At 62.4% G+C, this 14,425-nt stretch carries 11 protein-coding genes and 1 pseudogene; 7 read left to right on the forward strand and 5 right to left on the reverse strand.

Annotated features, from left to right (window positions below; all coding sequences use genetic code 11):
- Window positions 1-170 precede the first annotated feature (170 nt).
- On the forward strand, window positions 171-1,715 hold the full coding sequence (locus tag ABSB13_RS04725; RefSeq protein ID WP_428105896.1) for a carboxylesterase/lipase family protein: 1,545 nt from the start codon (window positions 171-173) through the stop codon (window positions 1,713-1,715).
- Between the two features lie 16 nt (window positions 1,716-1,731).
- On the opposite strand, the gene ABSB13_RS04730 is transcribed toward ABSB13_RS04725, so the two are convergent.
- Entirely contained in the window at window positions 1,732-5,646 is a 3,915-nt protein-coding gene (locus ABSB13_RS04730; protein WP_428105897.1) for a DUF748 domain-containing protein, read from the reverse strand.
- A gap of 79 nt (window positions 5,647-5,725) precedes the next feature.
- The gene (locus ABSB13_RS04735; RefSeq protein WP_428105898.1) at window positions 5,726-6,109 is read right to left on the reverse strand and encodes a dual specificity protein phosphatase family protein; all 384 of its coding nucleotides are present in this window, start codon (window positions 6,107-6,109) and stop codon (window positions 5,726-5,728) included.
- Window positions 6,110-6,170: 61 nt separating this feature from the next.
- Between ABSB13_RS04735 and ABSB13_RS04740 the strand changes: the two genes are divergently transcribed.
- Window positions 6,171-8,171, forward strand: a complete 2,001-nt coding sequence (locus ABSB13_RS04740) for a cellulase family glycosylhydrolase (protein ID WP_428105901.1) — start codon at window positions 6,171-6,173, stop codon at window positions 8,169-8,171.
- Here ABSB13_RS04740 and ABSB13_RS04745 read toward each other — a convergent pair.
- From ABSB13_RS04745 to ABSB13_RS04755, 3 genes are all read right to left on the reverse strand, one after another.
- Window positions 8,168-9,067, reverse strand: coding sequence for a crotonase/enoyl-CoA hydratase family protein (locus ABSB13_RS04745; RefSeq protein WP_428105903.1), 900 nt, complete (start codon window positions 9,065-9,067; stop codon window positions 8,168-8,170). The two genes, ABSB13_RS04740 and ABSB13_RS04745, sit on opposite strands and share 4 nt — an antisense overlap.
- 29 nt (window positions 9,068-9,096) lie before the next feature.
- Window positions 9,097-9,564, reverse strand: a complete 468-nt coding sequence (locus ABSB13_RS04750; RefSeq protein WP_428105906.1) for a MaoC family dehydratase — start codon at window positions 9,562-9,564, stop codon at window positions 9,097-9,099.
- 106 nt (window positions 9,565-9,670) lie between these two features.
- Window positions 9,671-11,065 carry an amidase gene (locus ABSB13_RS04755; RefSeq protein ID WP_428105908.1) on the reverse strand — a complete coding sequence of 465 codons (1,395 nt, stop codon included), beginning with the start codon at window positions 11,063-11,065 and terminating at the stop codon, window positions 9,671-9,673.
- Between the two features lie 68 nt (window positions 11,066-11,133).
- Between ABSB13_RS04755 and ABSB13_RS04760 the strand changes: the two genes are divergently transcribed.
- The 5 genes and pseudogenes from ABSB13_RS04760 to ABSB13_RS04780 all read left to right on the forward strand — a co-directional run.
- On the forward strand, window positions 11,134-11,622 hold the full coding sequence (locus ABSB13_RS04760; protein WP_428105909.1) for a hypothetical protein: 489 nt from the start codon (window positions 11,134-11,136) through the stop codon (window positions 11,620-11,622).
- Window positions 11,619-12,362, forward strand: coding sequence for an energy transducer TonB (locus tag ABSB13_RS04765; protein WP_428105911.1), 744 nt, complete (start codon window positions 11,619-11,621; stop codon window positions 12,360-12,362). The genes ABSB13_RS04760 and ABSB13_RS04765 overlap by 4 nt, the downstream gene beginning before the upstream one ends.
- A gap of 87 nt (window positions 12,363-12,449) precedes the next feature.
- Entirely contained in the window at window positions 12,450-12,911 is a 462-nt protein-coding gene (locus ABSB13_RS04770) for a hypothetical protein (protein WP_428105913.1), read from the forward strand.
- A 9-nt stretch (window positions 12,912-12,920) separates the two neighbouring features.
- Window positions 12,921-13,811 carry an MBL fold metallo-hydrolase gene (locus ABSB13_RS04775; RefSeq protein WP_428105914.1) on the forward strand — a complete coding sequence of 297 codons (891 nt, stop codon included), beginning with the start codon at window positions 12,921-12,923 and terminating at the stop codon, window positions 13,809-13,811.
- 191 nt (window positions 13,812-14,002) lie between these two features.
- Window positions 14,003-14,425 (forward strand): annotated as a pseudogene (locus ABSB13_RS04780) (serine protein kinase); the annotation flags it as partial.

The raw sequence follows: 14,425 nt of genomic DNA on the forward strand, positions 1-14,425 counted from the left end.
GCATAACCGGGGGAAAAACCCCGATCGCTCATCAATCGGCGCAGCCCACGGCGCGATTAGACGCGATGTGTGCCGTTTTGGGATTTGGCCGGGCGCAAGCCCTTTGCGTTTGTGAGCTGCACCTGAATTCTGCGAGAATCTCCGCAATTCTCGTATCGAGGTCCATCCACATGAGCGCGACTGTTTCCATTCATCAAGGCAAGCTCGAAGGTGACGATCAGGGCGGACTATTCGTCTTCAAAGGAGTGCCGTTTGCGGCTCCCCCCGCAGGTGCACGCCGATGGCTCGCGCCCGAGAAGCCCGCGTCGTGGACCGGGCTGCGCGACGCGCGGCGCTTTGGCGCGGTAGCTCATCAGAACCAGGTGATGCTTACCGCGCTCTCCGCGATGGTGGTTGATGGGGAACAATCCGAGGATTGCCTGTTGCTCAACGTCTGGACTCCCGCGCTCGACGGCAAGCGCCGCCCGGTGATGGTCTGGATTCACGGCGGCGCCTTCACCATCGGCTCCGGCTCGCAGCCTCTTTACGACGGTTCCGTTCTCGCACGGCGTGGTGACGTGGTCGTCGTCACCGTCAACTATCGCCTCGGCCCACTGGGCTTCATCCGCCTGGCCGACGTGACCAACGGCAAGATTCCGGCGACCGGCAACGAAGGAATTCTCGATCAAGTCGCGGCGCTCCAGTGGGTCCGCGACAATATCGCCGAGTTCGGCGGCGACCCCGGCAACGTCACCATCTTCGGTGAATCGGCCGGCGGCATGAGCGTCGGAACTATCCTGGCGATGCCGTCTGCGCGCGGGTTGTTCCACAAGGCGATATTGCAAAGCGGAGCGAGCCACACCGGCGCCTCCGTCGCACGCGCCAATCGCACCGCCGAGCGAGTCTTGTCGAGGCTTGGGGTGCGCCCCGGCGACGACCACGCGATCCGCGCGTTGACACCCGCGCAATTGCTCACCGGCACTCTCCTCGACGATGGCAAGACGCCCGATCCCGAGCTCGGGATGGCGTATCAGCCGGTAGCAGACGGTAGCCTGGTGCCGCGTGCCGCGATCGAGATGGTCGCAGACGGCTCGGCGTCGGGCGTGGCCGTGATGGTGGGTTCTACGCTCGAGGAATGGAAATTGTTCGCCTTGATGGATGCTTCATTGCGCAAGCTCGACCGCGGCCGCCTGGGTGCGCGTATCGGCGGGCGTTTGACCGCTCCCGCCGCCGATGCCCTCATCGATACTTACCAAAAGGCTCGCGCCGCGCGTGGCGAGCCGGTCACGCCCGCTGAACTGTTCACCGCAATCGAGACTGACCGGGTTTTCCGCATCCCCGGCGTGCGCCTCGCGCAAGTTCAGGGACGCCACGATCCGCGCGTTTTCAGTTATCTCTTCACGTGGCCGTCGCCCGCGATGGGCGGCGCGCTCGGATGCTGCCACGCACTCGAGCTTGGCTTCGTCTTCGGCACCAATCGCTTGCCCGGGATGACCATGTTCGCAGGCACCGGCCCGGCCCCGGAAAAACTGGCGGTTCAGATGCAGGACGCGTGGCTGGCATTCGCACGATCAGGCGATCCAGGCTGCGCAAGTGTCGGTACCTGGGCGAGTTACACCGAGGCACGCCGGCCAACGATGGTCTTCGGCGCCAATACCAGCCTCGAGGATGCACCTCGCGACCAGGAGCGCCGCGCCTGGGACGCGATCCCCGATCGCAATCTCGGCGCGCTCTAGCTATCGCCCGACGCGATCACTCGAGCGATAGATCGACGCGCGTCGTCTTGCCCTGATCTTTGATTCCGGCGGCGTCCAGCTTCGGCGCGATTATGAACATCCGCGCCGCATCCACTTGTTTCGTGCTCAGATACGCGCGCACCGCATTTGCGCGCGCCTCCGCCAGATGCTGCAGGTCCTGATCGCTCACCGCAGTGTTGGCGAGGATTAGCTTCTTCATCTGGTCCGGCGGCAGCGTCTTCGCAAACCCGATGACGTCGCGCGGCTTCTGAAATTTTCCTGCGCTATAAACTCGCGCCAGATACTTGTTGTAGTCCGCTGTGGACAGCGCCGCGCTCTTCGCATTCGCATCCGCGCTGTCTCCCTCGTCCTGGTGTCTGAGCGCCTGGATGCTGTGCTCCAGTGACGCTTCGCGGTAGCCATCCTTGTCGAATGCCGGATCGACGCGCCCCTCGATGTTGAGTTTCAGGGCGGTTCGATCCGCCAACGCCGTCGCGACCGTATCCAGCTTCTTCTGACTGTCCGGCGTCAGCGTCGCGTAGCCCGGCGCGAACTCTATATAGCCGAGATCCTGCTGTGCGCCGCTGCCGCCGAACGCCGCCGCTATCAGCGAGAACGGCGACGTCACGGCCTTGACGAGAAGGTTCTTGAACGCGCTCCAGATGACGCTGCCGATGCTGAATTGCGGATCGGAGAGCGACCCCGACACGGGCACGCGCAGGTCGATTTGCCCCTTCGAATTCTTGAGCAGTGAGACCGCGAATCGAATCGGCAGATTCGTCGCATCCGGGCTCTCCACGTGATCGCCGAACGTCAGCTGATCGATGAAAATATGGTTGTCGGCCGTCAGCTTTCCCTGATCCAGCAGATAATGAACATCGACCGTCAGCGTGCCTTTGACGATCGGATAGCCGGTGTATTTGGTCGAGTACGGGGTGAGGCCCGTCAGCTCGATACCGTTCGCCTTCGCCTTGATATCGACGAACGCAGTCGGCGCGAGCGGGTTGATGGACCCATCGATGTTGATCGGCGCGCTCCCGTTAATTTTCCCGTCGAGTAACACTGCCGCCGGCGATGTGGATTTTGTTCCGAACGCGCCGACTTTGCCCTCCATATCGGTCAGGTTCGCCGTGTAGTTCGGCTTGATAAAGTTGTCCGTGTAATCGACTTTGCCGCCTTTGAGCGTGATCTTGTTCAACTCGATGTCGGCGTTCATCGGCTGCCCTGTGTAAGCCTGCGCCGGACTCGACGCTGCCGCGGGACTCGCTCCAGGAGCCGTCGCAGCTGCTGGGCTTGGCGCGGCAGCCGGAGTCGGCGTCGAGGCCGGCGCCACTGGAACCGCCCCCTTCGAGCCCGGCGCTCCCGTGGCTCGCGTCAGCGACGTAGGCGCTTCTTGCGGGCTCGCGGTGATGTCTTTCAGATTCAACTTGCCGGTGCTGTTCAGGATGACGCGCGAATAAAAATTGGACAGCGTAAGCGCTCCCACGTGCACCTTCGGCGGACCTTTTCCGAGAGCGAAATCGATTTTGTTCGCGTTGAGCGCGTTCATTCTGAAAAACAGATCGTTGGTCAGCTTGTCGAGCATCCGCACGCTGCCGAGCGATGCGTCGCCACGATAACTGACGAGAAAATCGTTGCGCGCCTGCTCCAAGCTAACCGCGCCGTCCATCGTCAGGTTCGCGCTGGTGATCGTCGCGTTCAGGCTGCTGCTGACGTATGGATCCGCAAATGCCAGGTCCAGGCGCTTTGTTGCGACTCGCAGGTCGGCCTTCAGCGGCGCGATCGCCGCCGTGCCGGTAACTTTGAAAGTGCCCTTGCCATTCAGCGTGCCGTCAACATCGACTGCAATCGGCTTGCTGAAGTCGCTCGACACATTCTTCAGATGCAGATTCAGCGGCGCTACGGCCGCCTTGACCGGTTGCGGCGCATTGTCGTCCTCAAAGGTGGCGTCGGTCTGTTCCATCGCGACCGATGCGATCTGATATTGCCAACTCTGCGACGGCGGCGCTGGCGGTGCCGCGGGCTGGACCGTTTTGCGCGCCGCCCGCCGCGTCTCGCGCGGCATTCGCCTCGTTTCGCGCGTGCTCGTGCGCTTGTTGGGTGGCGGCGGCGCCGGGGCGCCGCGCATCAGCGCGGCGAGACTCAATTTCCCGCCGCGCTCACGGCGAACGAACAGATGCATCCCGTCGCTGCGCACTTCGCTGACCGTCGCCTGACGCGCCGCCAGGTCGAACTGTCTAATCGCGACGCTCAGGCTTTTCCACTGCACCGGTTTTTCACGTTCGTGGGGCGCATCCATCTCGAAATTTTCGATTGCGACGGTCGCCGGCTCCGCATGCACGTTGAAATGATCGGTGGCAAAATGCGTCTGTACGTTGGCCTTCGCGCTCAGCTTGCCCGACGCGATCGTGGCCGCCAGCACCGACTGAGCGAACGGCTGCAGCGCCGGCAAGTCGACCTGATCGATCGACACCTCCGTCGTAACCTGCGAATCCGCCAGATCGAGCGCGCCTTTGACCGCGATCGTGCCGCCGCTGCGAATCTTGCCGTTAACCGTGACCGACGCGGGCGCTTTCCCGACCGTCCGAAAATTCTTAAGCCCGACCCCGAGCGCATCCACCGCCACCACCGCCGGCGCCGCGCCGCTGTTATCCTGAACCTCCACCGCGCTGTTGGTGAGATCGAACGAGTCCAACTGAAAATCCATTGGCGATTTCGCCGCGGATTTTCCCGCCACTGGCACGGCCGCCTGGGTCATGTTGCCCGCCGGCGCCGCTTGCGCTGGAGGGCTCGCCGGCGCCGCATTGCCGCTCGCAAGCGACGTGAGATTGTTGGTCCCGTCGGGATTGAGCCTGACATGCGCGAGCAGTCCATCGATCCAGATAGATCGCAGATAGAACACCGCGCCCAGCGGCTCGACGTCGATCAGCTTCACCTCGGCGTGTTTGAGTGCGGCGATCGGCGCATCCGCCGTGTCGCGAACGTCGAGCTGATCCAGCGCTACCGTTCCGTTCAGGCGAATCAGCGGTTGCGACTGCGCCTGCACGAAATGCACATACACGTCCGCCGACAGCGTCCCGTCCGGAATTTTAACCGGCAACTTCATCGGCGCGTAGCTGACGTAAAGCGGCAAGTTGAGCCGATGGAGTTTCAAGTCAACGACTGAATCGTGCGTCGCCTCGAACGGCTTGGCCACGCCCGCAATCCGAATCGGGCTGCCATCGATCACCATTTGCAGCAGCGGTTCGACGAACACGTCCACGTCGGAGGGCAGGTTCGCGATAAACGGCACGTTGATCTGAATCTGCTCGATCTTGTGTTGCTTGCCGAGCAGCTGATCGTCGAATGTCACTTCGCCATCGCGCAGTTGAATATTCGAAACCGCGAATCGCATCGGCGCGCTCGGCACAGCCGGTTTCGATTTTTCCGGCGTCGGCGCGCTCTCGAGCAGGTCGGAAAAGTTAAAGCGCTGCTGCGACTCCCGAACCAGATGGATCGCCGGCCGCTCGACTACGACTTCGCCGACTACCGGCGCAAATCTGAAAATCGACGTCCACGAAACCTTCACTCTCAGATGCCCGATATCGACGAACGGTTGCGGACTGTCGCGCTCGCCAACGTGCAACTGGTCCACGTCGAGCTTCAGCGCATAAAGATTGAATCGGATTTTGCCCACGCTCACCTGGCGATGGATGCTGTCGGCGACGGGGCCGATCAGGACATGCCGCAGCACCGGCGGAACCGCCAGGTAAGCCGCAGGGCCCAGGAACAGCAGAACCGCGACGACGATCACCCCGATTTTGCGCGCCCGCCGCGAACGGCCCAACTCGCGCGCGCGCGCAATCCATGGCCGCGAGCGATGAAACGCCGACCTTACGTGTCTGAGCACGGCTTCCAGGTACCCGACCGCGCTGTTGAGAAAATTGGCCATAAGCCTTACGTCAACGCTACGCCGCCAGCGTGAGCCGTCGTCGTCGAATAGTCAATTCATCGCGAACACCTTGGAGTGGCTATCGGCTGTGGATACCCAGCCAGCGCCGGCGGTCTTCGATAATCGGCCGCTGGCTCTTCAACAGCGCGTACGCTTCGTCAAGCGTCTTGCCACGCTTCGTTTTCAGGAACCATGCCACCACCAGCGGCGCGCGCTCGCATCCCTCCTCGCAATGGACCAGCACGCGATGCCCCAGCGCGAGCTCTTCCTCTATCAGCGCCGCCGTCCTGTCCAGCGACGCGACCCCATCTGCAAGGAACGGCATGTGAATCGCCTGCGGCGGTTCGATTTCCGGCACATCGGGGAGCACGCTGATAATCGTCCCCTCGAATTCGCCCGCGTCCTGAAGATCGCCGACGAACAGGCTCGGAATTATCTCGCTCTCTCGCCAACTCGCGGCCATATACTTGTGCAGCTTGACGGGCGAACGGACATTGCGTCAACCTCGCCACGGGGTGAATCGAATGCCAAAGACCAGTCTGCCGCGGCTGCACATCGAAGGACGATGGTTCCTCGACGAACACGGCCGCCGCGTTATTTTGCGCGGCGTCAATCTGGGCGGCGATTGCAAGGTCCCCTACCCCGATGGCGGCACCAACTTTCCCTCCGATTTTTCCAACCATCGCGAGGTCTCCTTCATCGGCCGTCCGTTTCCGATTGCCGAAGCCGGTGAACACTTCTCGCGCCTGCGTGCGTGGGGCTTCAATTGCTTGCGCTTGCTGACCACCTGGGAAGCCGTCGAGCATCGCGGCCCGCGCGACTACGACGTCGCGTACCTCGACTACTTCGCCGAGTTGTGCCGGCTCGCCGGTGACTACGGCTTCTACCTATTCGTGGATTTTCACCAGGATGTCTGGAGCCGAATGACCGGTGGCGACGGCGCGCCCGGCTGGCTATTCGGTAAAGTTGGAATTGACTATCACCGGATCGCCGAGTCGGGATGCGCTCATGTAATGCAACATCTATATGACTATGCGCGCGGCGGCCGCCAGGAGGACCGCTACCCGACCATGAGCTGGGTGCAGAATGAGCGCCGCCCCGCCAACGGCATCATGTGGACCTTGTTTTTCGCCGGCCGCGACTTCGCCCCCGGACTGACTATCGACGGCGTCAACGTGCAGGACTACATGCTCGAGCATTACCTCGGAGCGCAGCGCGAGATCGCACGCCGCATCCGCGATTTACCCAACGTGATGGGCTTCGACTCGCTCAACGAACCGGCCCCGGGATGGATCGGACAGCCGCTCAGCTATCGTCATCTCGGGCCAAGCGATACCAACCCCGAGCGTGCGATGCCGGGCCTGGCGTGGTCGCCGCTCGACGGCTTGCTGGTGTCGCATGGAGTTACGCGCTCGATACCGGAGCTCGAATTCGACCCGACAGCGAAACCTAGCTTGGTGGCCCACAAACAAAATCGGACAATCAATCCCGAGCGCATCTCAATCTGGACCAGCGGCCAAAGCGATCCGTTCCAGGATGCAGGCGCATGGCGGCTCAATAACGACGGCACTTTCGACATTTTGCGCGAAGATTTCTTCCAACGTGTCGGCGATCGCAAGGTCAACCTTATCGAAGACTACATGGGACCATTTTTCGCGCGCGTCGCCGAAAATATTCGCCGGATTAATCCCGATTGGATCCTGTTCGCCGAGCTCGATCCGCTCTCGGGATTTCTCGGACCGGGATTCCCCGCAGAGACTCCCCCAAACAGCGTCAACGCCGGTCACTGGTACGACGTGGTCCTGGCCGCGACCAAGATGTTCAGTCCGAATTTCAGCCTCGACGTGTTGACCGGCGAGATTGCGACCGCCGCCGGACAGATCCAGGCGCGCTACGAGCGCGAGCTCGGCAGGATGACCCGAATGTCAGAAACGGTGAATGGCGGCGCGCCCACCCTCATCGGCGAATTCGGGATTCATTTCGATTTGAATGGCGCCGGCGCGTACCGCGCTTTTCACGCCGGCGATCGCAGCGACGCGCCGTGGACTGCCCAGATCATCGCGCTCGATCTAATGTATAATGCACTCGATACTCTGCTCATCGGTAGTACGCAATGGAACTATACTGCATCCAATAGCAACGATCTGGCTATTGGCGACGGTTGGAATCAGGAGGATCTGAGTATTTTCTCGCGCGACCAGCAGATCGACCCGGCGGACATCAATAGCGGCGGCCGCGCGCTCGCCGGCTTCGTCAGGCCGTACGCGCGAGCGACACAGGGTATTCCGCGCACGATGAAATTCGATCGTATCAGCGGCACCTTCGAGTTCGTGTTCGAATATGATCCTTCCGCTGCCGGCCCGACCGAGATCTTCGTGCCGCGCATTCAGTACCCGCGCGGATGCGTGCTTGAAGTGTCCGGCGGCAACGCCGAGCTGGACCCCGACGGCCAGCGCGCCGTCGTCAAGGTGGAGCACCGCGGCGAAGTCCGTGTCGTCATCCGCCGCAAACCTGGGGCGCCTTAGCTGTACTTGCGCTCCTGCCACCACGGAAAGTAGGCGGGCATATCCTTCGAAATCTTGTCCGGAAATTTTGCCGCACGTTTCTCCAGAAATGACGCGACGCCTTCCTTCGCATCCGCCGAAGGGCCGCGCGCAAAGATTCCGCGGCTGTCCAGCTTGTGCGCTTCCATCGGATGGTCCGCGCCAGCCATCCGCCACAACATCTGCCGAATCAATGCGACCGACACTTGCGAGGTGTTGTCCGCGATCTCGCCAGCGAGCGCGCGCGCCGCTGGAATAAGTTGATCGGGTTTGTAGATCCTTTTGATGAGCCCGCCGTCGAGCGCCTCTTCGGCCGCGAAAACTCGACCCGTGAATGTCCATTCCAGCGCCTGCGAGATGCCGACGATCTTCGGCAGGAACCAGCTCGAGCACGCCTCCGGCACGATCCCGCGGCGCGCGAACACGAACCCGAAACGCGCGTTCTCCGACGCCAGCCGCACATCCATCGCAAGTTGCATCGTCACGCCGACGCCCACCGCCGCTCCGTTCACCGCCGCGATCACCGGTTTCAGACACTCGAAGATGCGCAGCGTCAGCCGTCCGCCGCCGTCGCGAATCGCCTCGTTGCTCCAATCCACGGTGCCGTCGGCTCTGATCGCCGAGCGCCGCTGAGGACGATCCTCGCGCGTCGAGCCGAACGTCCTGGCGGGCGCCGACAGGTCCGCGCCCGCGCAGAACGCGCGCCCCGCGCCGGTCACGATGATCGCGCGCACGTTGTCGTCCGCGTCGGCCTTGTCGAACGCGTCGATCATCTCGCTCATCATGAGGTCGGTGAATGCGTTGAGCTTCTCCGGCCGGTTGAGCGTGATCGTCGCGATGTTGTCCGCGACCTCGTAAATGATCTGTTCATACGCCATGCACTGCTCTCCGTCGCTGCCCGCAACTTCTACTTCACGAACAGCGCCAGTCCTTCGAACACTAACGAGGGCTTCTGCTGACCCACGACCTGGATTTCCGTCTCCCGCGTGAGCATCGTGCCCAGCGGCCGCGGGTCGACCGCGATCAGCCGCGAGCGCGCGTAGACGCTGGCGCCCGCCGGCACCGGCGCGACGAAGCGCAGCTTGTTCGCGCCGTAATTCACCACGTTGCGAAATCCCGTGATCGTGTATTCCTCTTTGCTCCTGAACGCCGGCAGCAGGCTCAGCGTCAGAAAACCGTGCGCCACCGGTCCGCCGAACGGACTTTCTTTCTTGCACCGCTCGACGTCGATATGAATCCACTGACGGTCGCCGGTCACTTCGGCGAATTGGTTGATTTTTTCCTGCGTCACGTGAATCGGCTCGCTCCACGGACCGAATTCCTTGCTGATCTTCGCCGTCAGCGCCGCAATATCGTCAAACTTGATCGTCTGCATATGTGTCCTCCGTTTTTCGATTGGCTATCGCCTGTATAATCATTTCAGTCTTAAGAGGGCAACTGTAATCGCGCAACCACCGCCGTGAGCCGCGAACAACCAACACCTAGATCGCAGGATGCTTGTCCTTCCAGGGGCGGCCGCGTTCGAACTCGGCCGCCAGCGCGATTATGCCCGCTTCATCGCCGGGCCGGCCGACAAGTTGAATCGCCAGCGGCAATCCCGACTTGTTGAACCCGTTGGGGAGCGAGATGGCCGGCTGACCGGTCGAGTTGAACGGGAAGGTGAACGCGATCCACGCGTAGATTTCATCAGCGGCGGTGGCGGGATTCGACGGCAAGCTGCCAAGCCGCACCGCGGGCCGAGTGAGCGTCGGGGCGAGGATCGCGTCGTAGGGCATGAGCGCGTGGACGATTTCGCGCGACGTATTGTGCATCCCGGTTACCGCGCGGATGTAGTCGGCGGCGGAAATTTTGGCGCCCCACTCGTAAGTGCCGCGCACCATGGGATCGAGCAGGTCCGGGTTGGGGATGTTCAGCGCCGAGACCGACGCGCTGATGATCACGCGCGCATATTTTTCGAGCATTGCGCCGGGATCGAGCGTCAATGCCTCGACGCGATGCCCCATCTCGCGGAACACGCCGCATGCGGACTCGAGCGCGGCGAGAGTTTCGGCGTCCACCGGACCGAGCGCGCTATGGTTGATAAGGGCGAGCCGAAGTTTTTTTGGATGCGCCGAAACTTCCTCGACGAACGGACGCGCCGGCGGCCGCGCCGCGTACGGATCGCCCGGCATCATTCCCGCCATCGCATCGAGCATCAACGCCGCGTCGCGGACGGTGCGCGCGATCGGACCGGTAGTGGAAAGTCCGGCCCATCCTTCGCCCTCCTGCGGCGCGCGCGTGATTCGCCCACGCGACGGTTTGATTCCGACCACGCCGCAGCATGCCGACGGTACCCGAATCGATCCACCGCCGTCGCTGCCCTGCGCCACGGGATGCAGTCCGGAGGCGACCGCCGAGGCGGACCCGCCGCTTGAGCCGCCGGCGGTGTGTTCGAGATTCCAGGGATTTCGCGCGGGCGGACAAAGACCGCCCTCGGTGGTCGGACGCAAGCCGAATTCCGGAGTGGTAGTTTTGCCGAGCAGAATTCCGCCGGAGTTGGCCAGCCGCACGGCGAGTTCCGCGTCGGCGGGCGCTTGCCAATTCTCGTAGTTCTTCGAGCCGAAGGTGGTGCGAATATCCCTGGTCCAGACCAGGTCCTTGAGCGAATATGCGACGCCGAACAGCGGCATCTTGGCCGCATCCGAAGCGTTCATTTTTTCGAGCCGCGATGCGTCCGCGAGCGCGCGATCGGCGGTGACCGTCATGAATGCGCCGAGCTTGGGGTTCAGTTGCTCGATGCGCGCGAGAAAAAATTCCGCGACCTCGCGCGGGCGAACTTCCTTCTTGAGGACAAGCTCGCGCAGTTCGTGTGCCTCGATGTAGGGATTGAGCGTCACGGTCACCTCCGCAGATGGCGCGCTGATTCAAAGATCATCGACCCAAAAATTCTAGTTAGCTCAAAACGATGCCGCCCGCCAACGCAGGGCGGGGTGTAATCGCGAAATCCCTCGACCTCGTGCTCGAATCGGAGGATGCGCTGACGGTTGCGGTCGACGTGGCTCGCCTCAGCGCGCAGAACGGACTTTCGTCAACTGGGACCAGCAAGTACACTATGGGGCAACGCGACATCGCCGAACTGGCCGCAGGGCAAGCAACACCGCTCGATCAGGTAATGCTCCAGATGCCCGGTGTCGCGCTTGATCAGAACCAGGAGATTCACATCCGGGGAGAGCATTCAGGCAGGTTACGGGCCCAAAGTCACAATCTTCGACGCGCTCAGGATCCCGCTTCCATCATTTTAGCCCAGTACCCGCAAAACACACCCATGAATTTTGGAAACGAGAACCGCAACCGGACCGCCGCCGCAGCGTATTCATTACAGTACCGGCCGCGCCGAGGCTTTTATCGCCGCCTGCGCTCGGATCTGCCGACCGGCAAAGCATTTAGCCGATGAGACTCGCGGAACAATTCGACGTTAGCCAAAATACGTTTGTGATGTGGGATGACGACGATCGTCTGATCTTGCAAAGCCACTGGCGCCGCTTTGCCGTCTCGATTGTCGCGTCGGTGTTGTCGTGCATCGTGATGCTCGCGGGATTTGCCGAGATACTTATCTCGCAGCGCCCCCTTCCACCGCCGCGCACGACCGCGGTCGAAGCCATCCTCGTCGAACCGCCGCCTCCGGCCGAGCCTGCAAAGCCCCTACCGATCGCTCCGATACTTCATCCCGTACACCGCAAGACTCTCGCGTCTATCAAGCCGCGCAACGTGGCCGCGCCCGCCCCGGCCGCGGCGCTGAATCCCGCACCGGCCGCCCTGCCCGCTTCGCCCGTGGGAGGAATCGACACCGGGCGAGCCACCGTTCCCAGCGAGGGCGATGCGGGCGCTTCTGGCGCAGGAGGATCGCCTGACGGTGGCGCCTCCGAGAGCATCGGCGCGCGCGCTCTGTATGCCCCGACTCCGCAGATCCCCGACGATCTTCGCGAGGACGCTTTTTCCGCGCTCGCGATCGCCCATTTCGTCGTCGACCGTGATGGTCAGGTTCGGGTCACGCTCGTGCAACCGACTTCAAATCCGCGCCTGAACCAGGTCATCCTCGCCAGCCTGCAAACGTGGAAATTCTTCCCCGCCACCCGCGATGGCGTTCCGGTAGCGTCTGAATTCGACCTCCGAATTCCAATCGCCGTGCAATGATGTCGCCCGCCCGCGCCGGCGGGGTGTAATCGCGCCAGCGACCGGGTTAGTCTTTTTGCGATCCGACGGGGAACGAGGTTCAGATTGTTGGAATCGGTGATTCTGTGGGCGCACGCCGCGGCCGGCGCGATTTGGATCGGCGCATGCGCATGCTTCGCGATCGCGGGTCTCGCGCTCGGGGCGGGAAGCGCCGAGCAGCGCAATTTCGTGGCGAACGCGGCGCCCAAGATCGACATGCTCGGCCTCGTCGCCGCGGCGGTGCTGCTCGTGACGGGACTGATCAGCCTGATAGAGGTGGGAGTTTTGCGGGGGTTTGCGTTCTCGACCACGTTCATGACCGTGGTTGCCATCAAGATTGCGCTGTTTATCGCTATGCTTGCCGTGATGACGTGGTCGATGAGAGTCGGTGCGGTGGTCAGAGCGGTAGTCGCGCGCGGGCGTACCGACGCGATGGCGGGCGCGATGACTCGAATGGTGAAGGCACACGTCGCAATCGTCGCGATGGGCGGTATCGCGCTGATACTGGGAGCGTGGTTGCTGGGAAGCTGAGGATGCGAGATGGCTGAGAAACCACCGAAGATCAAAGTCGGCGCGTTCGAGGTGGCATTTCTTGCCGACGGTTTCTGGCGCAACGACGGCGGATGCATGTTCGGGGTGGTCCCGCGCGACCTCTGGAAACACCACCATCCTCCCGACGAGCACAACCGTATCCGCCTGAACCTGACGTGTCCGCTAATCGTGAAGGGGGCCGACGCGATTCTGGTGGATACGGGAATCGGCAACCGGCTAAGTTCCGTCGAGCGCCAGATCTTCGATCACGGCGACGGATGGCTCCCCGAGCATCTGCGCGCGCTTGGGATGGAGGCGGGCGACGTCACGCATCTGATCGTGTCGCATCTGCACTTCGATCATTGCGGCGGAATCGTGCGCCGGCGCAGTTCCGGCGCGCTGGAAGCTGCGTTTCCGCGCGCGCGAATCTTCGTGCAGAAAGGCGAACTCGAAATCGCAGGCGATCCGCGCAATGAACGACTCCGCGCGGCGTATCGCCACGCTGCGGAGGTTCTCGCGCCGGTGCGATCGATGCTCGAAGCGATCGATGGCGATACCGACATCGTCGCGGGCGTGCGCGCCGTCGTCACCGGCGGCCACACGCGGGACCATCAGGCGGCGCTGGTCAGCGACGCAGCCGAATGCTTCATGCACCTCGCCGACATCGTGCCGACGCGCTCGCACATCCGCGGTCCCTGGAACCAGGCGTACGATCTCGACGTGCTCCGCACGATGGAGCAAAAAGCGCGCTATCTCGGGCTCGCGGCGGAGCAACGGTGGTGGCTGTCGTTCGCGCACGACGACACTGTGTTCGCAGCAATGGTGAAAAACGATCGCGGGCGCTTCGTGCTCGGCGACACGGTGCCGGTTTCCGAGCGCTTATTTCAGTCTTTTCAGTGAAACTCAAGTTCGCGTCCTCTTGATCGCGCGTGAAGCTGTGTTGCGTGCGCCTTACGTTGCTTGTTGCAAATCAATGGCTCCGTTATACTCGAAGTCAGGATGGGCTCCACAAATAGTACGGCCCGACCGTTTCCCGCTCTCCCAGGCAGTATTCTCGGCAACAACATTCCATAACCCGAAGGAGATAGCCGATGGCGGATCTCAATAACTTCGAGCGAGTGATCAAAGAAGACCGCGCGGCACGCGAGTCGAAGCAATGGCGCGGCACGTTGCTCGAGTACCTCGAGCTGGTGAAGGCCGACCCGACCATGACCAAGCTCGCACACGCGCGAATCTACGACTTGATCATTTCCTCAGGCCTTCATCCGTTGCACGACACCGACGATCCGCGCACCAAGCGGCTGTACAAGGATGAGCCGCTGAAGGTGTTCAATTTCTTCGCGGAGGAATTTTTCGGGATCGAGCGCACGATCGCGCAGATCGTCCGCTACTTCCATTCGGCGTCGCTCAAGGGCGAAGAGAGCCGGCAGGTTCTGTACCTGATGGGCCCGGTAGGTTCGGGCAAGAGCTCGCTGGTCGAGCGGATTCAGCGCGGGCTCGAACAGATCGGCTTT

The organism is Binatus sp. (SeqCode), assembly GCF_050013435.1.
Taxonomy (GTDB): domain Bacteria; phylum Desulfobacterota; class Binatia; order Binatales; family Binataceae; genus Binatus.

What these genes read in the sequence shown, in the direction of transcription:
- ABSB13_RS04765 (WP_428105911.1), top strand. Translation starts at nt 11,619, where the DNA reads ATGAGACTCGCGGAACAATTCGACGTTAGCCAAAATACGTTTGTGATG.
- ABSB13_RS04730 (WP_428105897.1), bottom strand. Translation starts at nt 5,646, where the DNA reads ATGGCCAATTTTCTCAACAGCGCGGTCGGGTACCTGGAAGCCGTGCTC.
- ABSB13_RS04735 (WP_428105898.1), bottom strand. Translation starts at nt 6,109, where the DNA reads ATGGCCGCGAGTTGGCGAGAGAGCGAGATAATTCCGAGCCTGTTCGTC.
- ABSB13_RS04745 (WP_428105903.1), bottom strand. Translation starts at nt 9,067, where the DNA reads ATGGCGTATGAACAGATCATTTACGAGGTCGCGGACAACATCGCGACG.
- ABSB13_RS04775 (WP_428105914.1), top strand. Translation starts at nt 12,921, where the DNA reads ATGGCTGAGAAACCACCGAAGATCAAAGTCGGCGCGTTCGAGGTGGCA.
- ABSB13_RS04760 (WP_428105909.1), top strand. Translation starts at nt 11,134, where the DNA reads ATGCCGCCCGCCAACGCAGGGCGGGGTGTAATCGCGAAATCCCTCGAC.
- ABSB13_RS04725 (WP_428105896.1), top strand. Translation starts at nt 171, where the DNA reads ATGAGCGCGACTGTTTCCATTCATCAAGGCAAGCTCGAAGGTGACGAT.
- ABSB13_RS04740 (WP_428105901.1), top strand. Translation starts at nt 6,171, where the DNA reads ATGCCAAAGACCAGTCTGCCGCGGCTGCACATCGAAGGACGATGGTTC.
- ABSB13_RS04750 (WP_428105906.1), bottom strand. Translation starts at nt 9,564, where the DNA reads ATGCAGACGATCAAGTTTGACGATATTGCGGCGCTGACGGCGAAGATC.